The organism is Porphyrobacter sp. MBR-49 (genome assembly GCF_053628655.1).
On sequence record NZ_JBRJGU010000004.1, the window covers coordinates 78342 to 99765 of the forward strand.

At 63.1% G+C, this 21424-nt stretch carries 22 protein-coding genes and 1 pseudogene; 8 read left to right on the top strand and 15 right to left on the bottom strand.

Annotated features, from left to right (window positions below; all coding sequences use genetic code 11):
- Positions 1–11: 11 nt before the first annotated feature.
- Complete coding sequence (locus tag ACSSV3_RS06615) at positions 12–650, bottom strand: protocatechuate 3,4-dioxygenase (RefSeq protein ID WP_354323146.1); 639 nt, start codon at positions 648–650, stop codon at positions 12–14.
- A gap of 162 nt (positions 651–812) precedes the next feature.
- Here ACSSV3_RS06615 and ndk point away from each other — a divergent pair, with 162 nt between their 5' ends.
- Positions 813–1235, top strand: coding sequence for a nucleoside-diphosphate kinase (ndk, locus tag ACSSV3_RS06620; protein ID WP_354323147.1), 423 nt, complete (start codon positions 813–815; stop codon positions 1233–1235).
- An 82-nt stretch (positions 1236–1317) separates the two neighbouring features.
- Here ndk and ACSSV3_RS06625 read toward each other — a convergent pair whose 3' ends face one another.
- The 3 genes and pseudogenes from ACSSV3_RS06625 to purM all read right to left on the bottom strand — a co-directional run bounded on the left by ACSSV3_RS06625 (position 1318) and on the right by purM (position 4245).
- Positions 1318–2535, bottom strand: coding sequence for a sulfotransferase family protein (locus tag ACSSV3_RS06625; protein WP_354323149.1), 1218 nt, complete (start codon positions 2533–2535; stop codon positions 1318–1320).
- A 17-nt stretch (positions 2536–2552) separates the two neighbouring features.
- A pseudogene (gene purN / locus ACSSV3_RS06630) lies at positions 2553–3131 on the bottom strand (phosphoribosylglycinamide formyltransferase); the annotation flags it as partial.
- Positions 3124–4245, bottom strand: a complete 1122-nt coding sequence (purM, locus tag ACSSV3_RS06635) for a phosphoribosylformylglycinamidine cyclo-ligase (protein ID WP_354323151.1) — start codon at positions 4243–4245, stop codon at positions 3124–3126. The gene purM and the pseudogene purN, both read right to left, overlap by 8 nt.
- A gap of 75 nt (positions 4246–4320) precedes the next feature.
- Here purM and ACSSV3_RS06640 point away from each other — a divergent pair, with 75 nt between their 5' ends.
- Genes ACSSV3_RS06640 through ACSSV3_RS06655 form a run of 4 tightly spaced genes read left to right on the top strand, consistent with a single transcriptional unit; the run spans position 4321 to position 7438 of the window.
- Positions 4321–5604 carry a heavy-metal-associated domain-containing protein gene (locus ACSSV3_RS06640; protein ID WP_354323153.1) on the top strand — a complete coding sequence of 428 codons (1284 nt, stop codon included), beginning with the start codon at positions 4321–4323 and terminating at the stop codon, positions 5602–5604.
- Positions 5605–5616: 12 nt separating this feature from the next.
- On the top strand, positions 5617–6276 hold the full coding sequence (locus ACSSV3_RS06645; protein ID WP_354323154.1) for an HdaA/DnaA family protein: 660 nt from the start codon (positions 5617–5619) through the stop codon (positions 6274–6276).
- Positions 6277–6320: 44 nt separating this feature from the next.
- Entirely contained in the window at positions 6321–7052 is a 732-nt protein-coding gene (gene epsC / locus ACSSV3_RS06650) for a serine O-acetyltransferase EpsC (protein ID WP_354323155.1), read from the top strand.
- Between the two features lie 38 nt (positions 7053–7090).
- The gene (locus ACSSV3_RS06655; RefSeq protein WP_354323156.1) at positions 7091–7438 is read left to right on the top strand and encodes a DUF2794 domain-containing protein; all 348 of its coding nucleotides are present in this window, start codon (positions 7091–7093) and stop codon (positions 7436–7438) included.
- Positions 7439–7474: 36 nt separating this feature from the next.
- Here the strand turns inward: ACSSV3_RS06655 and ACSSV3_RS06660 are convergent, their stop codons facing one another.
- Positions 7475–8404 (bottom strand): SDR family NAD(P)-dependent oxidoreductase, encoded by a 930-nt coding sequence (locus tag ACSSV3_RS06660; protein ID WP_354323158.1) that lies wholly within the window; start codon positions 8402–8404, stop codon positions 7475–7477.
- A 139-nt stretch (positions 8405–8543) separates the two neighbouring features.
- Positions 8544–9239 carry an HAD hydrolase-like protein gene (locus ACSSV3_RS06665; protein ID WP_354323159.1) on the bottom strand — a complete coding sequence of 232 codons (696 nt, stop codon included), beginning with the start codon at positions 9237–9239 and terminating at the stop codon, positions 8544–8546.
- Between the two features lie 77 nt (positions 9240–9316).
- Here ACSSV3_RS06665 and glmU point away from each other — a divergent pair, with 77 nt between their 5' ends.
- The 3 genes from glmU to ACSSV3_RS06680 all read left to right on the top strand — a co-directional run bounded on the left by glmU (position 9317) and on the right by ACSSV3_RS06680 (position 11376).
- Positions 9317–10684 (top strand): bifunctional UDP-N-acetylglucosamine diphosphorylase/glucosamine-1-phosphate N-acetyltransferase GlmU, encoded by a 1368-nt coding sequence (gene glmU, locus ACSSV3_RS06670; RefSeq protein ID WP_354323161.1) that lies wholly within the window; start codon positions 9317–9319, stop codon positions 10682–10684.
- On the top strand, positions 10681–10947 hold the full coding sequence (locus ACSSV3_RS06675) for an HNH endonuclease (protein ID WP_354323163.1): 267 nt from the start codon (positions 10681–10683) through the stop codon (positions 10945–10947). The genes glmU and ACSSV3_RS06675 overlap by 4 nt, the downstream gene beginning before the upstream one ends.
- Positions 10948–11016: 69 nt before the next feature.
- Complete coding sequence (locus ACSSV3_RS06680) at positions 11017–11376, top strand: hypothetical protein (protein WP_354323165.1); 360 nt, start codon at positions 11017–11019, stop codon at positions 11374–11376.
- A gap of 227 nt (positions 11377–11603) precedes the next feature.
- On the opposite strand, the gene ACSSV3_RS06685 is transcribed toward ACSSV3_RS06680, so the two are convergent.
- The 9 genes from ACSSV3_RS06685 to ACSSV3_RS06725 form a co-directional block, all read right to left on the bottom strand.
- The gene (locus ACSSV3_RS06685; protein WP_354323167.1) at positions 11604–11843 is read right to left on the bottom strand and encodes a DUF1153 domain-containing protein; all 240 of its coding nucleotides are present in this window, start codon (positions 11841–11843) and stop codon (positions 11604–11606) included.
- A gap of 249 nt (positions 11844–12092) precedes the next feature.
- Positions 12093–14234: a prolyl oligopeptidase family serine peptidase gene (locus ACSSV3_RS06690; RefSeq protein WP_354323169.1), complete on the bottom strand. Its 2142-nt coding sequence runs from the start codon at positions 14232–14234 to the stop codon at positions 12093–12095.
- A gap of 251 nt (positions 14235–14485) precedes the next feature.
- Positions 14486–14743 (bottom strand): ATP synthase F1 subunit epsilon, encoded by a 258-nt coding sequence (locus tag ACSSV3_RS06695; protein WP_354323171.1) that lies wholly within the window; start codon positions 14741–14743, stop codon positions 14486–14488.
- A gap of 3 nt (positions 14744–14746) precedes the next feature.
- A complete protein-coding gene (atpD, locus tag ACSSV3_RS06700) occupies positions 14747–16204 on the bottom strand; it encodes a F0F1 ATP synthase subunit beta (RefSeq protein ID WP_454184773.1) in 1458 nt (485 codons plus the stop codon).
- 10 nt (positions 16205–16214) lie between these two features.
- Entirely contained in the window at positions 16215–16514 is a 300-nt protein-coding gene (locus ACSSV3_RS06705) for a hypothetical protein (RefSeq protein WP_354323175.1), read from the bottom strand.
- Complete coding sequence (locus tag ACSSV3_RS06710) at positions 16514–17383, bottom strand: F0F1 ATP synthase subunit gamma (RefSeq protein ID WP_354323177.1); 870 nt, start codon at positions 17381–17383, stop codon at positions 16514–16516. The genes ACSSV3_RS06705 and ACSSV3_RS06710 overlap by 1 nt, the downstream gene beginning before the upstream one ends.
- A gap of 100 nt (positions 17384–17483) precedes the next feature.
- Positions 17484–19013, bottom strand: coding sequence for a F0F1 ATP synthase subunit alpha (atpA, locus tag ACSSV3_RS06715; protein ID WP_354323179.1), 1530 nt, complete (start codon positions 19011–19013; stop codon positions 17484–17486).
- A 12-nt stretch (positions 19014–19025) separates the two neighbouring features.
- A complete protein-coding gene (locus ACSSV3_RS06720) occupies positions 19026–19580 on the bottom strand; it encodes a F0F1 ATP synthase subunit delta (protein ID WP_354323181.1) in 555 nt (184 codons plus the stop codon).
- 166 nt (positions 19581–19746) lie between these two features.
- A complete protein-coding gene (locus tag ACSSV3_RS06725; protein WP_354323183.1) occupies positions 19747–21321 on the bottom strand; it encodes a trypsin-like peptidase domain-containing protein in 1575 nt (524 codons plus the stop codon).
- Positions 21322–21424: the final 103 nt, after the last annotated feature.

Here is a 21424-nt window from a genome sequence, read left to right on the forward strand (position 1 = left end):
CGCCGCCAGCTTCAGCTGTCGCTCACCACGATGTCCCAGCGATAGCGATCTGCTGCCTGCTGGGCCGCCATCGCGGTGATCGCGTCCTCGCCAAGCTGGTTATAGAGCGCGTCCTTGCTGTTGGTGACGTGGTCTTCGCTGAAATACATCTGCGTTATCAACCGGTGCTGGCGACCACGCACGTCGAAGTGGATGTGCGGCGTGCGCCAGCCAATCGGGCTCGCATAGCCTGCTGGTTTGATCGTCATCACCCGCCATTCGCCGCTTGGGCCGGTGATCAGCCGGGCAAAGCCCTGGAAGTTCGGATCGAGTGGGGCGGTGGCAATATCGCCCGGATGATCATAGCGACCGGCGGCATTGCATTGCCATAATTCCAGTTCGGCACCGCGGACGGGATTGCCCCGGCTGTCGAGCACGCGCCCGGTGACTTCGATGACTCGGCCCAACGCTCGCCCGGTATTGCCCTTGATCATGGTCATGTCGAAATCATCATCGGCTGGACGCATTATCGGATAGAACGGGCCGAGCGGGCCGCTGGCCGTCTGCGCTGGTGTCGCCGCACGGGCGATGCCGCCGGTCGCAATGATGCCTGCTGCGGTTAGTGCGGCGCCAGCAAAGCGCCGCCGCGATAGCGTGTAATCGTTTTCCATGTGTCCCCCCCAATTCCCCAAGCTGCATTGCATAGCATATTTGCTCGATCAAGAAAACGGCAGGCGCCGAGAACACCGTGCGCGACGCTTGCCATTTTGCAGCGCAGCATCTACGGGCGCGGCCAACATCCCCCATAAAAATACGTCCACAGGAGCATAATCATGGCGGTTACCCGCACCTTTTCGATCATCAAGCCCGATGCCACCCGTCGCAACCTGACCGGCGCTGTTACCAAGATGCTGGAAGACGCCGGCCTGCGCGTCGTCGCGTCCAAGCGCATCCACATGACCCGCGAACAGGCCGAAGGTTTCTACGGCGTCCACCGCGAACGCCCGTTCTTTGGTGAACTCGTTGATTTCATGATGAGCGAGCCGGTGGTGGTGCAGGTGCTCGAAGGCGAAGACGCCGTAGCCCGCAACCGCGAAGTGATGGGCGCGACCAACCCGGCGGACGCTGCCCCCGGCACGATCCGCAAGGAACTCGCCCTGTCGATCGGTGAGAACACCGTTCACGGTTCGGATTCGGAAGAAAACGCGGCCATCGAAATCGCGTTCTTCTTCAAGGATGAAGAAATCGTCGGCTGATTTTTCAGGCCGGATGAAATGCAAAGGGCCGCTCCGAAAGGGGCGGCCTTTTCGTTATATCCCACATTACAGCGCCGATCGGCTAGCCCGCCTCAGCAAAGCGCGCCAATTGTTGCGAATGCGCGTGGTGCAGACCGCCCTTGCTTGCCGCCATCCGCTTGCGCATTGCCGCCAGTGCCTGAGACGTAAGCGCAAGCCCAAGATCGGCGTAGCAGCGCCGGATCGCGGCCTCCCAATCGGTATTCAATTCATCGAAGGCAAGCCGCGCGACCGGGCCATGCCATCCGGCCAGCGCGTCGGTCATGCGCTCATCACGCAGCGCGATCTTGCGGCGCCAGCGCGCTGTAATCGCATCAAGATCGCAAGCATCGGACTGCATCGCCATCTGGTTCGCCGCCAGCGATACCGCGCTGCGCAGCACCGCGTCAGGATCGCGCTGCGCAATCACCAAACGGGCGTCGGGGAACGCGGTGAGCAGCGCGGGCAGATCCTCAGCAAAGGCGGGCACCTTCATCACGCGGGGCTTTGGTGCCAGCGCGCGCGTGGCGGCGTCGGTGCGCAGGATGCGGGCCATCTCGCGGTAAATCGGCGCAGCTTCGCGCGCTTCGCTCCATGCGGAAAAAGTCGGGATGTGCCACTGCGATTCGTAGATCGAATGGTGCAGCGCGGCTGAAATCCACGCCAGTTCCTCTTCCACCGCGCCCGGAGCCATCGGATGGATTGCCTGCATCCACGGATTGAGCGCGCCGAGCATGGCGAGTTCGACCGCCGCCTTGACCCGGTTCATGCCCCACCGCGCGGGCACCGGGTGATAGGCATCGCAATAGCGGGTGTGTGAATGCGCCGGGTCAGCCGCCAGCAGGGTGTGGATGCGCGTTGTCCCGCTGCGCATATGGCCGATAACGATGATCGGCGGGGCGAGGCGCGTTTCGAGCAATTCGGGCCGCTTCAGCCACAGCGCGCCGAAAGCGAGGCGGTTCTTGACCACGCGCGACACCTGCCCCCACGCCATCGTGCGGCCCAGCGGGTTGAGATCGGCCTCGGCCTCAACCGCCGCGCACAGGCGTTGCAGCCGCTCGCGAAAATCGGCGACGTCTTCGGGCGCGCGCGCGCCCTGTTCGACCGCCTCAGCCTGCGCGCCAAAGGGCTTGGCCGCCAGCGCCCACAGCGCGTCGGGATCAAGGTTCGGCGGCGGCAGCCAGCCATTGGCCCATGCCTTCCCCAAAAAATCACTGGCCCGCTGCGCCAGCGCCCCGCGCGCCAGTGGATGATCGCGGGCGGGGGTGGAGCGGGGCACCATCAGAATTCGTCCGCGATGTCCGTGAAGCGCGTCACATAGTCTGCCACCGCGCGGGGATAGAGCTGATGTTCGGCCAAGCGCACCCGCTCGGCGAGGGTTGCGGGGGTATCATCGCTCGCAATCGCGACGCGCGCCTGCGCCAGCACCTCGCCTGCGTCGAGTTCGGGCGTGACCAGATGAACGCTCGCGCCTGCGTGGCTATCGCCCGCTGCGATGGCGCGGGCGAAAGTATCCAGCCCCTTGTATTTGGGCAGCAACGACGGGTGGATATTGAGCATCCGGCCCGCCCAGCGCTGCACAAATCCGTCTGACAAGATGCGCATATAGCCCGCCAGCACGATAAAATCCGCGCCCGCGTCTCTAACAGCGGCTTCCATCACCGCGTCATGATCCGCGCGGGTCATGCCCTTGTGCGATTGGGCGAAGGTCGCCGCGCCTTCCAGCGCGGCCAGCGCCAGCCCCGGCGCTGCTGCGTCATTGCTGGCGACCAGCACCACTTCGTAAGGGCAATCTCCCATGCGGCTGGCATAGAGCAGCGCGGCCATATTGGTGCCCGCGCCGGAAATCAGGATGGCGATGCGGGCTTTTTCAGCCAAGATGCGTCGCGCTCCAATCGCTTTTGGCCGCCCAGGTTTCCACCGATCCGCGCACGGTGCAACCCTTGTCGCCCGCGTCGATCCGGCCCACGGTAAACACAGTCTCGCCCGCCGCTTCAAGCCGCAGCGTGACCTCGGCCACCTTGTCCGCCGCCACGGCCAGCACCATGCCGACCCCGCAATTGAAGGTGCGCGCCATTTCTTCTGGCTCGATCTGCCCCTGCGCTTGCAGGAACGCCATCAACCGTGGTTGCGGCCACAGATTTGCATCGACCACCGCGTGCGCGCCTTGCGGAAGGATACGCGGGATGTTTTCGAGCAACCCGCCGCCGGTGATATGGGCGAGCCCATTGATCAAACCGCTGCGGATCAGCGGCAGCAGGCTTGCGACATAGATCCGCGTCGGCGCGATCAGGGCGTTGATCAGCAACTGGTCTTGGTCGAACGGGGCAGGGCGACCCATCTTCCAACCCTTGTCCGCCGCCAGCCTGCGCACCAGCGAATAGCCATTGGAATGCACACCTGACGAGGCCAGTCCCAGCAACACATCACCCGGTGCAACCTTGTCACCCGTCAACTGCTCGCCGCGTTCGACCGCGCCGACACAGAAACCCGCAAGGTCATAGTCTCCGGCGGCATACATCCCCGGCATTTCCGCCGTCTCGCCGCCGATCAGCGCGCATTCGGCCTGCTTGCAGCCGGTGGCGATGCCCGCGATCACGCGGGTCGCCACGCCGTTTTCCAGCTTGCCCGTGGCGAAATAATCGAGGAAAAATAGCGGTTCTGCGCCCTGAACGATCAGATCATTGACGCACATCGCGACCAGATCGATGCCGACGTGGTCGTGCCGGTCATGGTCAATCGCCAGTTTCAGCTTGGTGCCGACCCCGTCATTCGCGGCGACCAGCAGCGGATCGCGATATCCGGCGGCCTTGGGATCGAAAAACCCGCCAAATCCGCCCAACTCGCTGGTCGCGCCGGGGCGCGCTGTGGCCTTGGCCAGCGGGGCGATGGCTTTGACCAGCGCATTGCCAGCCGCAATCGATACGCCCGCATCGGCATAGGTGTAGGAGGAGCCATCCGGCCCGCCATTTGATGTTTTCCCGGCAGTCATGCACGCCGCTTTAGCCTTTCGCGCTTGGAATTCCACTCGCCTTTGGGCAAAAGGCGCGCGATTTCCCCGATGAGCATGACTCTTCCCCTTCCCGGCCATGATGCCGCCCGCCCATTGGCTCGCTGGCTGGGCGGCGCTGTGCTGGCGTTCGCCTTGCTCGGCGGGGCCTATGCGTTGGTGGCGCAGGTGGCGGGCGAACGCGGGATCGCGCCCACCGCTGCCAGCGCCGATATCGAAGTGCGCGGGATCAGCATCGATGTCAGCGGCAAAAGCGCCGAGGACGCCCGCGCCAAAGGATGGCGTGAGGCGCAGCGGCAGGCGTGGGCCAAGGTTGGCGGGCCGAAACTGTCCGACGGGCAGCTTGACGGGCTGGTATCCGCGATCGTGATCGAGCGCGAACGGCTGGGCCCGCGGCGCTATATCGCCACGCTGGGCGTGGTGTTCGACCGTCAGCGCGCGGGCAGTTATCTTGGCGGCCCGGAGCAGGCGGCGCGGTCGGCCCCGTTATTGCTGATCCCGGCGATGGAAAGCGGCGGGGCGTTCATTGCCTTTGAACAACGCAATCCGTGGCAGCAGGCCTGGGCCGACTTCAATCCCGGTACCAGCCGCATCAATTACGTGCGCCTGAGCGGGGCGGGGGGCGATTCGCTGCTGGTCAATTTCGGTCAGGCGACCCGCCGCAGCCGGGCATGGTGGCGCAGTATGCTCGACCAATATGGCGCAACCGATGCGCTGATGGCGTTTGCCCGGCTCGATCACCAGTTTCCCGGCGGGCCGGTCAGCGGCACCTTCACCGCGCGATATGGCCCGGATAGCCGCCTGCTCGAAACTTTCACACTGACGGCTGATGGGCCGGATCAGGTGCCGGAAATGCTGGGCCGCGCGGTTGAACGGATCGACGGCATTTTTTCAGGCGCGCTGGCTGCGGGTAAGCTCAAGCCCGATCCGACCTTGCGGCTGGGCGGCGCTGGCGAAGTTGATCCGGCAATCCAGCGCCTGATCGAGATCGGGCAGGCGGTGAAGGCGCGCGAGGAAGCTGCTGCTGCTGCTGCGGCGGCGGCTGGGATAATTCCGGGAACCAATGCCCTACCGATTAGCGGCCCTGTGCCGGGCGAAGCAACCGTGCGCGCCATCACAGTGCAGTTTGCCACCCCAGATGCCGCCACGTTTGACGGACTGCTGAGCACAGTGCGCGGCACCGCCGGTGTGCGCGGGCTGGGCGTGACCAGCACCGCGATTGGCGGCACGTCGGTGATGAGCGTGAGCTATGCCGGAACGCTCGAAGAACTGGCCGCCGCGTTCGAAGCGCGCGGGTTTACCGTGCGGCGAGGGGCGAATGCGCTCGCCATCAGCCGTTAGGCGCTGGCGGTGATGAACACCCCGTTCCCGTCGCAGATTGCCTTGCCGTTGTCCGGGCGCGGGCCTGCGGGCGCGCAGCGGATCGTGATTGGCGCGGCCAATGCCGGGGTGATCGAGGCGTTGCAGGACCCCGCGCGCTGGCCATTCCACGTCGCCGTGCTGACCGGCCCGCCGCGTTCGGGCAAATCGCTGCTGGCCCGCTGGGCGCAGAGCCTGCCGGGAGCAGACGGGCTTGAGGTGATCGACGACGCCGAACGGGCGGATGAAACCGATCTGTTCCACCGCTGGAACGCGGTGCAGCAAGGCGGGTCACGCGAAGGCGGGGCATTGTTGCTGGTCGCCAATGGCGGCGAGGGAAGCGGTGGGTGGAACATCGCCTTGCCCGATCTCGCCTCACGCATCGGCGGATCGTTGCAACTGGCGATTGGCGCGCCCGATGATGCGATGGCGGGCGCGTTGATCCATGCGCACGCCGAACAACGCGGGCTGAGCCTGCCCGATGGGGCGGCGGAATACCTCGTTCCGCGCACCACCCGCAGCTTTGCCGGGATTGAAGCGCTGGTCGCAGCGATTGACCGCATCAGCCTTGAACGACAGGTGCCCGCCACCATGTCGGTGTGGCGCGCCGCGCTGGAGGCCTTGCATGGGCCAGAGCAGCAACGTCTGCTGTAAGGCGCGATTTGCATCACGCGCCGTTTGATGGGAATAAAGGTGTCATGTTTGAACAGCTGATCAGCTATCTGGATTCGGTGCGCGCGCGCGACCCTGCGCCGCGTTCGCGCTGGGAAATCCTGCTTTATCCGGGGGTTCTGGCGCTGGGGATGCACCGCATCGCGCATTGGCTGTTTGACGCCAAGCTGTATTTCCTCGCCCGGTTTGTGAACCATTTTTCGCGGGCACTGACCGCGATTGACATTCACCCCGGCGCGCAGATCGGCAAGAACCTGTTTATCGACCACGGCTTTACCGTGATTGGTGAAACCGCCGAAATTGGCGATAATGTCACTATTTATCAATGTGTCACGCTGGGCGGCACCAACCCCACCAACGGCAAGGGCGGAAAACGCCACCCGACCTTGGCCGATAATGTCATCATCGGTTCGGGCGCGCAGATTATCGGGCCGATTGTGGTGGGTGAACGCGCGCGCGTCGGCGCGAATGCGGTTGTTACCGAAGACGTGCCTGCGGGCGCGACGATGATCGGGCTGAAGGCGCGTTCAACACTGGTTCCGGCGGAGGAATGGATCAAGGAATTCATTCCCTACGGCACGCCTTGCGATGATTCTCCATGCGATGACGAAGGCCGCCCGCGCCGTGATTGCGTGGAAAAGCTGGAGGCGGAAATCGCGGGTCTGCGCGAAGAAATGGCGGCGATGAAGGCGCTGCTGGCAGAACGCAGCGCGCCGGTTGAGGCTGAGGCCCCGCTCAAAAGCGGAACCAAGGATTGAAGTCAGGAATTAATGTTTCCGGCACAATGGGGTTGCCAATGGGATTGAATGCCGGGCAGGTGGTGGCGTTTCCGGGCCACGCAGCATCGCAGGTCGGGTTCGAACGCGCCGAATTGCAGCGCATCCTTGATCTGTATGGCCGGATGGTCGCCGCCGGACAGTGGCGCGATTACGCGATGGATTTTGACCGCCACTCCGCGACCTTCGCCGCGTTCCGCCGCAGTGCCGAACGCCCGCAGGCCCGGGTCGAAAAACGCCCTGCCTTGCGCGCGAAACAGGGGATGTGGACGCTGTTCGGCGAACACGGACAGGTGCTCAAACGCGGCCACGACCTTGCGGGCGTGCTCGCACCGATGGAGCGGCGGTTGCTGAAGGCGGTGGATTGAAAGCCCCCCTCCCCTAAGGGAGGGGGATAGACAGGATCACCCGCGCGCGCTGCCCGGCCCCGTTCCGGTCACTTTCTGCATCGCCTTCAGGATATTGCCCGATTGTTCGCTGCCCGATTGCGGGGCGATCAGGTTGGTGAAGGCGTTGATTTCTTCCCAATGCGCGGCAAAGCCTTCGACCGTGCGTTCACCTTCGGGCAGCCACACCGCATCGTTCATCACCGTCCACGAGGAGTGGAAACCACCCGCGCCCGCGCCAACAATCGCATTGGTCGGCGCGTCTTCGCTGACGAGGAATAGCGCGGCAGGCACCACGTTTTCGGGCGCGAACAGCTTGAACGCTTCTTCGGGGAACAGATCTTCGGTCATGCGGGTGCCCGCGACCGGCGACAGGGTGTTGCAGCGCACGTTATACTTCGCGCCTTCCAATGCCAGCGTCTTGGTCAGGCCCGCAAGGCCGAGCTTGGCCGCGCCGTAGTTCGCTTGGCCGAAATTGCCGAACAGGCCGGTGGACGACGCGGTCATCAGCACGCGGCCATAGCCCTGTTCGCGGAAGGTTTCCCAGCACGCCTTGGTGGCAAAGGCGCTGCCGGTGAGGTGCACCTTGACCACGAATTCAAAGTCGGCCGGTTCCATCTTGACGAAGGTCTTGTCGCGCAGCACGCCCGCGTTGTTGATGAGCACATGGACGCCGCCCCACTTCTGCTTGGCATCGGCGACCATCTTTTCCATCTGTTCGTATTCGGTAACCGACCCGCCGTTGGCGATGGCTTCGCCGCCCATCGCTTCGATTTCGGCGACGACCTGCGCTGCGGCGTCAGAGGTGCCGGTGCCATCGCGCGCGCCGCCCAGATCATTGACCACAACCTTCGCCCCGCGCCGCGCGAGTTCCAGCGCATAGGCCCGGCCCAAACCGCCGCCTGCACCGGTAACGATGGCAACCTTGTCTTTGAAGTTGATGGTCATGTGTGTTCTCCTGTCCTTGATCTATGCGGCTTCTGGGCGGCGCGGTTTACGCCTGCGTAAAGCTGATTTGTGGCCGCTGCGTGGCACTTTCAAGCGTGGCTTGCAACCGCCGAACTGTCAGGCGGCGGATGCCGTAGGGTCAGCCGCGATGCGAAAGCCGTGTGAGCGCCGGAATCAGATCAGCAAACGAATCGATCACCGCATCCGCGCCCATTTCGTGCGGGGGCGCATCGCAATAGCCATAGGCAGCCGCGACGAACGGCACTTCGGCAGCTTGCGCGGCACGAGCATCATAGGTCGAATCGCCGATGAACACGAATCGCCCGTCGCCCGTGGCAGCGCGCGCGGCGATCACCGGGGCGGGGTGCGGTTTGGCAAGGAACTGGCCATCATCGCCCTTGCCCATCGAATCCCCGCCGATCACGGTTTCAAACGCGCCGATCAGATCAAGCTGGGTCAGGATGCTGCGGGCAAAACCTTCAAACTTGTTGGTGACGACCGCCATCCGCACCCCCTGCGCCGCCAGCTCTGCCAGCGCCTCGCGCACGCCGGGATAGGGCGCGGTGTGGACGGCGTTGTGTTCGGCATAATAGGCCAGCATCGCCTTGTAGAGCCGCTTGAATTCATCATCCGGCAGGCCGCCCTGCGCTTCCACCGCGCGCGCCAGCATGATCTTGGCCCCGCCGCCGATCAGGTCTTTCGAGGTATCGAGCGGTGCCGCATCAAACCCGCCCAGCACCAGCGCATGGTTTACTGCCGCGCCCAGATCGCGAAAGGTATCGAGCAGGGTGCCATCAAGGTCGAACCCGATTGCATCAAAGGGAATTTGCGTCATGGCCAGGCGCGGTGGCGGATGCTTCTTCAAACCGCAAGCATTTGCTGGCAGGCGCGGCTTAACTTACAGGGGCTTTCATGACCACGACGACACATCCTTTCGCCGCCATCATCCTTGCCGCGGGCAAGGGCACCCGCATGAAAAGCGATAGGCACAAGGTGCTGCACCCGATTGCGGGCCGGGCGATGCTCGATCACCTGATGACGTCGGTCGAAGAACTCGGGCCGGAACGGCTGGCGGTGGTGGTCGGCGCAGGGCGCGATCAGATCGAGGCGGCGGTGGGCGCGCGCGCGGCCACCTGCCTGCAAGAACCGCAGCTTGGCACCGGCCACGCGGTAGCGCAGGCCGAGGGCGCGCTGGCGGGTTTTGCGGGCGATGTGCTGGTGCTTTACGGCGATGTGCCCTTCGTGAAGGCGGCGACGATGCGCGCGATGCTGGAACGGTTGCACGGCGCGGATAGCCCGGCTGCGGTGGTATTGGGCTTTGAGCCTGCCGATCCGCTCGCCTATGGCCGGGTGATCGCGGATGATGATGGCCGCATCATCAAGATGGTCGAATACAAGGACGCGGACGAGGGCGAACGCGCTACGCGGCTGTGCAATTCGGGCCTGATCGCGGCGCGTGCGGGCGATCTGTTCGCGCTGCTGGCGCGGGTCGGCAATGATAACGCGCAGGGCGAATATTACCTCCCCGACATCGTCAACATCGCGATTGCCGACGGGCGCACCTGCGCGGTGATCGTGGCGGAAACGCCCGATGAAGTTGCCGGGATCAACAGCCGCGCTGAACTCGCCGCTGCGGAAAGCCGCTGGCAGGCGGCGCGGCGCATCAGGGCGATGGACGAAGGCGCAACCCTGATCGCGCCCGATACGGTGTTCTTCAATTGGGACACGCAGGTGGGCCGCGATGTCACGATTGAACCCAACGTGTTTTTCGGCCCCGGCGTGGTGATTGCCGACAACGTGCTGATCCGCGCCAATTCGCACATCGAAGGCGCGAAGCTGGCGAGCGGGGTCAAGGTCGGCCCGTTTGCGCGCCTGCGCCTAGGCACGGTGCTGGAAGAAGGCAGCTTCGTCGGCAATTTCGTTGAGGTGAAGAACGCGGTGCTGGGGCAGGGCGCGAAGGCAAGCCACCTCACCTATCTCGGCGATGCCACCATCGGCGCGGGCGCGAATATTGGCGCGGGCACGATTACTTGCAATTATGATGGCTATTTCAAGCACAAGACCGTGATTGGTGAGCGCGCCTTCATCGGATCGAACTCGGCGCTGGTCGCGCCCGTCAGCATCGGCGCGGATGCGATTGTCGCGGCGGGCAGCACCGTCAGCCGCGATGTCGCGCCCGGAGAGCTGCGCATGGTGCGCGCCGAACAATTGGTGAAGCCGGGCTGGGCGGATCGGTTCCACGACGCGATGAAGAAGAAGAAAGCGGCGGAGAAGAAGTGAGCGACCACCCCAACTGCTGGCTCTGCTCCCGCCCGCTTGGCGACATCGAGCAATGGCATCATCCGGTGCCCAAGGCCAAAAAGGGCAAGGTGAAGGTGCCGATTCACCCGATCTGCCACAAGACCATCCACGCCAACTTCACCAATAATGAATTGGCGCGGATCGGTGACAAGGCGAGCGTGATCCGCGACAATCCTGCAATCGCCAAGTTTGTCGCCTGGGTGGCAAACAAGCCCGCCGATTTCGACGCGCCGACGCGGTAAGTTGGCCCGTTGGGTCGCAGCACCTGTAATTCCCTTAACTTACTGCAATTCGATGGCATCACCATCGATATGAAAGACGGGGATTATTCCGAAAATTCTGGTGACAAAAGAACAAAAGGGGGCCATTGTAATGAGGTAGGGTTCACGGAGGTAGCGATGATTACTGGCTTGTATGATTGGGAAGATATCTCGAATAAACTTTCAACCCTGCGATTAGAGCGAAAGCGAGTGGAAGAGAGAGCTAATGCTGAAATCCAAAGGCTCGAAGATACAATTCACATTGCCAACAAGCAACTTAATGGATTTATTTTCAAGCTAACTGAAATACATGGGGAGTACAATCCACACTCTACAATAGAGGTTAATTTACTCGATGTTGCTGAGCAAATTGAACTTCCATGGCGATTTGAAGCGAATTATTTTTTATGAAGGACATTGTGTTTCTTATTTCGCTCGAAGCGAAGAATCAGCGGACTTTGCTGAAAAAGCTACACACCATCAAGAACGGCTCAGCGGATGTATGAGCGAGCAAGATTGGTTCGCGCCTTTGGGGGATCTTGCAAAGCTAAATATCCGGGATCTTCCCGCGCCTAAGCCGTAGCTGAGAGAAAAAAGGGCTCGCCACGGAGTTAAGCGCAGCGAATCCCCGTCATTTCTCAGGCATCCTCCATCCGCGCGGCTTTGCCGCCCGCCGCGATATATTCACGCTCCCACTGCGCGAATTCGCTGCGGCTGAGCAGATATCGTTCGCGGGCTTCGGTAAAGCTGATAGCGCGGTCGCGCACGGCGCGCACCACGTCATCCTTGCGCGCCTTGGACCAATGCACGCGGTGGGTTTTCGGCAGGCCGTATTGCTTGATCGCATCGGCAATCGACATGTCTCTGGGATAGGCCATCACTGTGTTCCTCGTCAGCTGTGCGTGTCATCGCCCCCGATGGCCTGAGTGTTGACGAGCAGGCCTAACAAGGTGCTGCCGAACATGGTTAAAACCGCGTTGACGAACCGCCCCGTGCCGCGCTTGCGACGAGCTGAGGGCAAAGTGTCAGCTTATTTTACAAATAGTTACGTTTGCCTGCGTTATCTAACGCAAAAGGGGCGATCCCTTGCCGGAACCGCCCCTGTCTGAGTTATGCGAGAGGCGAATCTATTCGCGATGCTGATCCATCAACCGCTGCATCAGATAGATGAATTGCAGCGCCTGCAGCTTGGCGCGCTGATCATTATCGACCCCGCCGGAGTGCCCTCCGGTGGTGTCTTCGAAGTAGTAATAGGGCTGGCCCAACGCCTTGAGCCGCGCCGCGCCCTTGCGTGCGTGGGCGGGGTGGGTGCGGTCGTCCGCGGTCGATGCCCACAGGAACGGCGCAGGGTAATCCACGCCTTCGACGATCTTCTGATAGGGTGAATAGGCCTCGATCCAGGCGCGCTGTTCGGGGATGCGCGGGTCGCCATATTCGCCGATCCACGATGCCCCGCGCCCGATCAGGTGGAACCGCAGCATATCGAACAGCGGGATCTGCACAATCGCCGCGCCAAACAGGTCAGGCCGCTGGGTAAACGCGGTTCCGACCAGCAAGCCGCCCTGCGATCCGCCCTGAATGCCGAGATGCTGCGGCGAGGTGAAGCCGCGCTTCACCAGATCATCGCCCACCGTGATGAAATCGTCCCAGGTGCGCTGCTTGTTCTCGCGAATCGCGGTCTGGTGCCAGTTCGGCCCGAATTCCCCACCCCCGCGCAGGTTGGCAAGCACATAGGCGCCGCCCTTTTCCACCCACAGTTTGCCCGTGCTGCCGAGATAGGCGGGCAGGCGCGCGATTTGGAAGCCTCCGTAGCCGGTCATCAGCGTGGCGGTGGTGCCATCCAGCTCCATGCCCTTGGGCTTGACGATGAAATAGGGAATTTTGGTGCCGTCGGCGCTGGTCGCCTCGTGCTGCTCCACCTCCATCCCAGCGGGGTCGAAATAGGCCGGGCTGGTTTTGAGCACCGCAGGCGTGCCCGAGCCATCGGCGTAATAGAGCGTGGTCGGTTCCAGAAACCCGCTGACCGTGTACATGATCTGGTCGGTCTCGTCAGACGACGCCGCGATGCCGAGCGTGGCGTTATCGGGCAGGGCCACCTGATGGCTGACCCATTCGCCGCCGTCAAAATTGAACTCCAGCACCTTGCCCACGACATTATCGAGCAGCGTCACGAACAGCGCATTGCCGGTGACCGCGCCGCCCTGCTTGGTCTGGCGTTCGCCCGGTGCCCAGACCAGTGTTTTCTTCGCGCCGTTGGGGTCGGCTTTCCATTCCTCCAGATCGACCGCGATCAGGCTGTCAGCGGGGAAGGTCTGGCCGTCCACCGTCCAATCTTCATCGGTCGAATAGAGCAGGTGGCCATCGACGATCCCGTAAGGCGAGGCCTTTTTGGGGATGTCGAGCGCGAGCCATGCGCCGTCCTTTTCGACGAAATAGAGGCTTTCGTGAAAGCTGATCGCGCGAAACGCGGTGCGGGCGTGGATCGTGCCGGCGTTGTCGCGCAGTAGGCTGGCACCCGCCCACACGTCGGTCGGCTCACCCCGGAAGATTTCGGGTGCGTCGGCGATGTCGGTGCCGCGTTTCCACACCCGGCTGGTGAAGGGATATTCGCTTTCCGTCAGCGTGCCGTCACCGAAACTGCGGCCCACCAGCAGCGTGTCGGCATCGATCCAGCTGACGCCGCCCTGGCTCTTGGCATCGAGCACGAAACCGCCTTCGACGAATTGTTTGGTCGCGGTGTCGAACTCGCGCATGATGGTGGCATCCTCGCCGCCATCGGACAGCGCGATCATGCATTTATTGAGCGCGGGCGGCAGGCAGGTCGAACCCTGATAGACCCACTCCTTGCCCTCCGCCTTGGCGAGCGCGTCAACGTCAAGGATGACCTCCCACTCCGGCTTGTCGGTGCGGTAACTTTCGAGGCTGGTGCGGCGCAGTAGGCCTTTGGGATTGGCCTTGTCCTGCCAGAAATTATACAAGCCATCGGGGCGGAAGCTGACGAAGGGGATGCGGTCCTCGCTGTCGAAAATCGCCAGCGCCTCGGCCTTCAATTGCGCGAACCGGGGGTCAGCTTCAAACGCGGCCAGCGTGCGGGTGTTCTCCTTGGCGACCCAGTCCAGCGCCTCGGGGCTGCGGGCTTCTTCGAGCCAGATATAGGGATCCTGCTCGGGTCCGGGGACGCCGGTGACAGGGGTTTCTTGCGCGGCTGCGCCAGTTGTTGATGCGATGGTCATTGCGAGCGCCAATGCGAATGTGGAGACAAGTTTCACGCGTCCTCTCCTTGGGGGAATTGCTGGATGCGGTTGTGCCGGGGGAGCGCGCGAAAGGGAAGGGGAGATATCTGATTTTGGTGCGCTGCTTTTCTCGTCATTGCGAGGAGCCGCAGGCGACGCGACAATCCAGTGCGCCCACGTGTCGCTCTGGATTGCCGCGCCGCTACGCGGCTCGCAATGACGAAATGAAAAAGGGCGAGCCATCGGCCCGCCCCTTCTGTTTTTTGTGCGTCCCCGCGCAGCTATTGCTACCCCTCGACGTGTTCAGCCAGCACGGTGAGGCCCTTTTCATTGACTTCGGCAAAGCCGCCGCGCACTTCGATCACCTCGGGCGCGCTGGCTTCGGTCTTGTAGATCTGCACCGCGCCATCGCGCACGGTCGACATGAACGGCGCGTGGCCTTCCAGCACGCCGAATTCGCCCTCAGCACCGGGGACGACTACCATGTGGACTTCCTCCGAACGGACGAGTTTGGCGGGGGTCACGAGTTCGAAATGCAGTGGCATTGCTTACGCCTCTTCAGCCAGCTTCTTGGCCTTTTCGACCGCCTGTTCGATCCCGCCGACCATGTAGAAGGCGCTTTCGGGCAGGTGGTCATATTCGCCGTCGACCACCGCCTTGAAGCTCTTCACCGTGTCTTCCAGCTGCACGAACACGCCGGGAATGTTGGTGAACACCTCGGCGACGTGGAACGGCTGCGACAGGAACTTCTGCAGCTTGCGCGCGCGGGCGACGATCAGCTTGTCCTCTTCCGACAGTTCATCCATCCCGAGGATCGCGATGATGTCCTGCAGGCTCTTGTATTTCTGCAAGGTTTCCTGAACGCGGCGGGCGGTTTCGTAATGCTCGTTGCCGACCACGCGCGGTTCAAGCACGCGCGAGGTGGAGTCGAGCGGGTCAACCGCCGGGTAGATGCCGAGCTCCGAAATCGCACGGCTCAGCGTGGTGGTCGCGTCAAGGTGGGCAAACGAAGCGGCAGGTGCCGGGTCGGTCAAATCGTCGGCAGGCACGTAAATCGCCTGCACCGAGGTGATCGAACCCTTGGTGGTGGAGGTGATGCGTTCCTGCAGCTTACCCATGTCGGTCGCCAGCGTCGGCTGATAACCCACGGCGCTCGGAGTACGGCCGAGCAGCGCCGACACTTCCGAACCCGCCTGGGTGAAGCGGAAGATATTGTCGACGAAGAACAACACGTCCTGGCCTTCGACGTCGCGGAAATATTCCGCCATCGTCAGGCCCGACAGCGCCACGCGTGAACGCGCGCCCGGCGGCTCGTTCATCTGGCCGAACACCAGCGCCACTTTTGAACCTTCGCTGGTCGCATTGCCATCGGCGTCCTTGGCGATAACGCCCGCGTCGAGGAATTCGTGATAGAGGTCGTTGCCTTCGCGGGTGCGCTCACCCACGCCCGCGAACACCGACACGCCGCCGTGGCCCTTGGCGATGTTGTTGATGAGTTCCTGAATCAGCACGGTCTTGCCCACGCCCGCGCCGCCGAACAGGCCGATCTTGCCGCCGCGCGCATAGGGGGCGAGCAGGTCGATCACCTTGATCCCGGTGACAAGGATCGCCGCGTCGGTCGACTGGTCGATGAACAGCGGGGCCTCGGCGTGGATCGGCATGGTGCTTTCCGCGCCGATCGGGCCGCGTTCGTCGATCGCTTCGCCGATCACGTTCATGATCCGGCCCAGCACCTTGGGGCCGACCGGCACAGAAATCTGCGCGCCGGTGTTGATCACTTCGCTGCCACGCGTGAGGCCTTCGGTGGCGTCCATCGCGATGGTGCGCACGGTGTTTTCGCCAAGGTGCTGAGCGACTTCGAGCACCAGCGTCTTGTCACCATTGCGGGTTTCGAGCGCGGTCAGGATCGCGGGCAGTTCACCGGGGAACTGCACGTCGACGACAGCGCCGATGACCTGGCTGATCGTGCCGTTGGTGGTCTGGTTGAGAGTGGGGGCGGTGGCCATCTGAATGTCCTTAGTTTCCAAATTCGCTATCGCGAAGTTTAACAATCGTTCCAAAGCAAAAGAGTTCAAAAACCTGTTGTGCGGTAAAACCTTGCTTCACGGCGACACGCAGTTCAAAATTACAGCCGATAATTGCGTCACCGCCTTTCGAGCGTGCAATTTCGGCCATTTTTTCCTTTGAAGATGCAAAAGCACCATCGAAATCGTATCCGCCGGACCCGAGAAAACCCTTTTGCTCGAAGGTATCGAGAAACATCATTATGTCGATGACGTCGTAAGGTTGCTGTATCGCTGTCGTCGAAATCAACATCACAATGCCTCCGCTCCTGCGATAATTTCAATCAATTCGGTGGTAATCGCCGCCTGACGCTGGCGGTTGTAGATGATGGTCAGCTTGCCGATCAGGTCGCCCGCGTTGCGCGTGGCGTTGTCCATCGCGGTCATCGAGGCGCCTTGTTCGGACGCCTCACGTTCGAGCAGCGCGCCGAACAGCTGAGTGCGCACGTAACGCGGCAGCAGTTCTTCGAGGATTTCCTCTTCGCCCGGCTCGTATTCGACCACCGCATCGCTCGCGGCGGTGTTGGTGGGGGCGGGGACGGGGATCAGCTGGTTTTCCGTGGGATCCTGCGCCAGCGCCGATTTGAAGGTCGGATAGACGAGGTGCGCGATGTCGAACTTGCCCGCGTCAAACAGCGCGATCAGTTCATCGGTGATGGCTTCGGCCTCGGTGAAGCCGGGGGTTTTGACCGTGCTGGTGTCGAACCCGTTGCCAACAGCCGAGGGGAATTCGCGCTTCAGCGGCGCGCGGCCTTTCCGGCCGACGAGGTAAAATTCGACTGTTTTTCCGTCCTCGATCAATTCGCGTGCCTTGACCTTGGCGGCCTTGACGATGTTCGAGTTCAACCCGCCGCACAGGCCCTTGTCGGTGTTGACCACCACCAGCAGGTGACGCTGATCCGCGCCGGTGCCTGCCAGCAGACGGGGCGCAGAATCGCCGCTCACCTTGCCCGCCAGCGATGCCATCACCGCTGCCAGCCGCGTGGCATAGGGCCGCCCGGCCTCAGCCGCAGCCTGCGCCCGGCGCAGCTTGGCCGCCGCGACCATCTGTTTGGCCTTGGTGATCTTCTGGGTCGATTTGACCGAGTTGATCCGACCTTTGAGTTCCTTGAGTGAGGGCACTCAAATTTCTCCATTTCGTCATCCCGGCGAAGGCCGGGATCCATATGACCCGTCGAACTAGGCCCCGGCCTTCGCCGGGGTGACGGGGCGGGCGGTGCCCTTACGCGAACTGCTTGGCGAAGGCTTGCAGCGCGGCCTTGGTCTTGCTTTCGGCCTCGCCTTCGAACTTCTTGCTGGTGCGAATCTCGGTCAGCACGTCACCGTGTTCGCGACGCATGAAATCGAGCATCTGGCTTTCATACTCGCCCACGCGGTTCACCGCGATGCTATCGAGATAGCCGTTGGTGCCGGCATAGATCGACACGGTCTGTTCCTCGAACGGCATCGGCGAGAATTGCGCCTGCTTGAGCAACTCAGTCAGACGCGCGCCACGGTTGAGCAGTTTCTGCGTCGCCGCATCAAGATCGGAACCGAACTGCGCAAACGCCGCCATTTCGCGGTATTGCGCCAGATCGAGCTTCATCGAGCCCGCCACCTTCTTCATCGCCTTGGTCTGCGCGGCACCGCCCACGCGGCTGACCGACAGGCCGACGTTGATCGCCGGACGGATGCCCTGATAGAATAGCCCGGTTTCGAGGAAGATCTGGCCGTCGGTGATCGAGATCACGTTGGTCGGGATATAGGCCGACACGTCGCCTGCCTGCGTTTCGATGATCGGCAGCGCGGTGAGCGAACCGTGGCCGTTATCGGCGTTCATCTTGGCCGCGCGTTCAAGCAGGCGAGAGTGCAGGTAGAACACGTCGCCCGGATAGGCTTCACGGCCCGGAGGACGACGCAGGAGCAGCGACATCTGGCGGTAAGCCACGGCCTGCTTCGACAAATCGTCATAAACGATCACGGCGTGCATGCCGTTGTCGCGAAAAAATTCACCCATCGCGCAGCCGGTATAGGGCGCAAGGTATTGCAGCGGGGCAGGTTCCGATGCGGTCGCAGCGACCACGATCGAATATTCCATCGCGCCGTTTTCTTCGAGCTGCTTGACGATCTGCGCCACGGTCGAACGCTTCTGGCCGACCGCGACATAGACGCAGTAAAGCTTCTTGCCTTCATCGTCGCCCGCGTTGGCTTCCTTCTGGTTGATGAAGGTGTCGATCGCGACCGCAGTCTTGCCGGTCTGACGGTCACCGATGATTAGCTCGCGCTGACCACGGCCCACGGGCACCAGCGCGTCAATCGCCTTGAGGCCGGTCTGCACGGGTTCGGACACCGATTCGCGCGGGATGATGCCCGGCGCCTTCACTTCAACGCGGCTGCGCTGGGTGGTTTCGATCGGCCCCTTGCCGTCAATCGGATTGCCGAGCGCATCGACCACGCGGCCCAGCAGGCCCTTGCCCACCGGCACGTCAACGATGGTGCCGGTGCGCTTGACGATATCGCCTTCCTTGATCTCGGCGTCCGAGCCGAAGATCACGACACCGACATTGTCGGCTTCGAGGTTGAGCGCCATGCCCTGCACCCCGTTGGCGAATTCGACCATTTCGCCGGCCTGCACCTGATCGAGCCCGTGGATGCGGGCGATCCCGTCACCCACGCTCAGCACGGTGCCGGTTTCGCTGACTTCGGCCTCGGTGCCGAAATTGGCGATCTGGTCCTTGATGACCTTGGAGATTTCTGCGGCACGGATTTGCATGGGTAGTGTCCTTTAAGCCTTCATGGCCTGGGCTAGCGAGTTGAGACGGGTGCGGATCGAGGCATCAATGCGCTGCGAACCGATGGTGACGACAATCCCGCCAAGCAGATCGGGATCAACCGAGGCGGACAGCATGACAGTGCGCCCTTCGCGCAGCGTCAGCTTGGTTTTCAAGGCGGCGATCTGATCATCGCTGAGCGGATGTGCGCTGGTGACGGTGGCGGTCACTTCACCGCGCTGCGCGGCGGCAATCGCCCGAAACGCGGCGATAATTGCAGGCAGTTTCGCCAAACGACGGTTGCCTGCCAGCACTCCGATGAAATTAGTGGTGAGCGTGGACAGTTTGAGCTTTTTCGCCACTGCCGCCATCGCCTTGCCCTGCACATCGCGCGCGAGTTCGGGATTGGTGGTCAGCGCCGCCAGATCGCCCGATTCGGCCAGCGCCGCTCCGAGCGTTTCGAGATCGCTCTCGACCGCAGTGACTTTGCCGCTTTCGCTGGCAAGATCGAACAGGGCCGAGGCATAGCGTCCGGCCAGACTAGCCTTGATACCGGCGGAAATATCCACGCGCTTGCAATCCTCTTGGAAGCTTCGAAGGGGTAATGCTTGGGCCTTGGGAATGGGGGATGCACAAAGGCCCCCCACAAGGTTGGCGCGCGCCTAGCAATTGATTCCCGCTGGTGCAAGCCACTGGACGGGATTTGTCGGAACATGACGCGTTCCGCGCGCCGGCTTAGTTCGAGTTCGCGCCGCCCGCCTTCGCCGCGCAACTATAGACCAGCCGTTCATTCGGGCGATCCGGCAGCAATGCGATCAGCGCGGATTGCTGTTCGCCCAGCGTGCGTGCGGCATCGCTCACCCCGCAGGCTGGCGGCGTGTAGGCGGCGCGGGCCTCGCGCGCGGCGGCCAGTGCTGTTTGCCCGAGCAGATAGCGATCGGTGCGGAAGGTGCGCGTGTCGGGATCATAATAATTGACCGCGACCGCTGCATCATCCTGCGCCGCGAACACCCGCGCCCATTCGCCGCCGGTGCCCAGCCCGTATTGGGTGCGGCCATTGACGCAGCCATCGGCCGACCATTCGAGCGCGATATCATCGGTGCGTGCGGCGGTCACCCGGCTGCGTTCGGGCACCAGCGTGCAGATCAGCGCGCCTTCCGCTGCTAGCGATGGGCTGGCGGAATCCCCTCCGCCCTGCGCATCTTCGCCTTGGGCGGCGGCAACGGCGGCTTCGACGCGGTCTTCGATTTCGCTGAGGCCGGGGCGGGTGATCCACAGCAATGCCGCCGTAATCAAGGCAGCCCCTGCCAGCCCTGCGGCGATCCCGGCGTGTTTGCGCCGCGCCGGGTTGCCGCGCCACATCGCCGCAGCATAGGCGCCGCCAACCGCGCCAAGCAGCGCGATCAGCGCCATCGCCATCGCGTTTTCGCGCGCGGCGATCACCTCCATCTGCGCGGTCAGACGGGCGTTATCGCGCAATTCGCGCAAGGCCTCCGCCTGGCTCGCCAGCCGTTCGCGCGCCTGTGCCTGCTGCGCCTCCATGCGCTGGCGTTCTGCGGCATTCAGATCGTCGATCGACCGGCAGGGCAGCGCATTGGTAATCGGCTCCACCCCGTTATCCCGCAAGAATGGCAGCAATTCGCGCAGGGAAACCGCGAAGTAGAACTCCGCATCCCCGCTCATCGAATCGGCGCTGAAGGAATTGACCCCGATCACCCGCCCGCACGGATCGAGCAGCGGCCCGCCCGAATTGCCGCGCGCAATCGGCGCGGTGTGGAGGATGGTGTCGAATTGACGGCTGGGCCGCTCGCCCGACACGAATCCGCGCGATTTGACCGGCGGCTGGGCGCGGAAAATGTCGGCCATGCTCAACCCCTGGGCCAGATCGACATTCATCGGATAACCGACCGCCGAAACCTCGCCCAGATCGCCGCTGACCCCGCCCGCCAGCGCCAATGGCGGGAGGCGCAGGCTGCCACTGGCGATCTCAAGCAACGCCAGATCATTGCGCGGGCTGACCGCGATCACGCGGGCAAATGCGCCGCCTGCGCCCTCGCTCGGCACGATCCCGATGCGCAAGGTATCATCCAGCAACGCCTCGCTGACGACGTGCGCGTTGGTGACGATCTGTGTGGCGCTGACGGCAAAGCCGCTGCCGTGGCTGACCGGCGCAGGCTCGCCCCCATCAGCCCCGATCACCACCACCCGCACCACCCCGCGCGCGGCGGCATCGACATCGCCGGGATCGGCGGCGGCGGGGGCTGCAAGGGCGATCAGGAACAGGGCGAGGGCGCGAAGAAGGCGGGTCATGCGCGCTGCTATAGCCATTTTTTCGCCCCATGCGACATTGAACGCAAAGGCGGGGGGTGCGCGGGCGGGCCGGGTGTGGCTATCTATCGATCATCTGTTCGGA

What these genes read in the sequence shown, in the direction of transcription:
- ACSSV3_RS06615 (WP_354323146.1), bottom strand. Translation starts at nt 650, where the DNA reads ATGGAAAACGATTACACGCTATCGCGGCGGCGCTTTGCTGGCGCCGCA.
- ACSSV3_RS06665 (WP_354323159.1), bottom strand. Translation starts at nt 9,239, where the DNA reads ATGACGCAAATTCCCTTTGATGCAATCGGGTTCGACCTTGATGGCACC.
- ACSSV3_RS06680 (WP_354323165.1), top strand. Translation starts at nt 11,017, where the DNA reads ATGAAAGACGGGGATTATTCCGAAAATTCTGGTGACAAAAGAACAAAA.
- epsC (WP_354323155.1), top strand. Translation starts at nt 6,321, where the DNA reads ATGTTTGAACAGCTGATCAGCTATCTGGATTCGGTGCGCGCGCGCGAC.
- ACSSV3_RS06640 (WP_354323153.1), top strand. Translation starts at nt 4,321, where the DNA reads ATGACTCTTCCCCTTCCCGGCCATGATGCCGCCCGCCCATTGGCTCGC.
- ACSSV3_RS06705 (WP_354323175.1), bottom strand. Translation starts at nt 16,514, where the DNA reads ATGTTGATTTCGACGACAGCGATACAGCAACCTTACGACGTCATCGAC.
- ACSSV3_RS06625 (WP_354323149.1), bottom strand. Translation starts at nt 2,535, where the DNA reads ATGGTGCCCCGCTCCACCCCCGCCCGCGATCATCCACTGGCGCGCGGG.
- ndk (WP_354323147.1), top strand. Translation starts at nt 813, where the DNA reads ATGGCGGTTACCCGCACCTTTTCGATCATCAAGCCCGATGCCACCCGT.
- atpD (WP_454184773.1), bottom strand. Translation starts at nt 16,204, where the DNA reads ATGGCCACCGCCCCCACTCTCAACCAGACCACCAACGGCACGATCAGC.
- ACSSV3_RS06685 (WP_354323167.1), bottom strand. Translation starts at nt 11,843, where the DNA reads ATGGCCTATCCCAGAGACATGTCGATTGCCGATGCGATCAAGCAATAC.
- ACSSV3_RS06695 (WP_354323171.1), bottom strand. Translation starts at nt 14,743, where the DNA reads ATGCCACTGCATTTCGAACTCGTGACCCCCGCCAAACTCGTCCGTTCG.
- ACSSV3_RS06725 (WP_354323183.1), bottom strand. Translation starts at nt 21,321, where the DNA reads ATGACCCGCCTTCTTCGCGCCCTCGCCCTGTTCCTGATCGCCCTTGCA.
- purM (WP_354323151.1), bottom strand. Translation starts at nt 4,245, where the DNA reads ATGACTGCCGGGAAAACATCAAATGGCGGGCCGGATGGCTCCTCCTAC.
- atpA (WP_354323179.1), bottom strand. Translation starts at nt 19,013, where the DNA reads ATGCAAATCCGTGCCGCAGAAATCTCCAAGGTCATCAAGGACCAGATC.
- glmU (WP_354323161.1), top strand. Translation starts at nt 9,317, where the DNA reads ATGACCACGACGACACATCCTTTCGCCGCCATCATCCTTGCCGCGGGC.
- ACSSV3_RS06660 (WP_354323158.1), bottom strand. Translation starts at nt 8,404, where the DNA reads ATGACCATCAACTTCAAAGACAAGGTTGCCATCGTTACCGGTGCAGGC.
- ACSSV3_RS06655 (WP_354323156.1), top strand. Translation starts at nt 7,091, where the DNA reads ATGGGATTGAATGCCGGGCAGGTGGTGGCGTTTCCGGGCCACGCAGCA.
- ACSSV3_RS06645 (WP_354323154.1), top strand. Translation starts at nt 5,617, where the DNA reads ATGAACACCCCGTTCCCGTCGCAGATTGCCTTGCCGTTGTCCGGGCGC.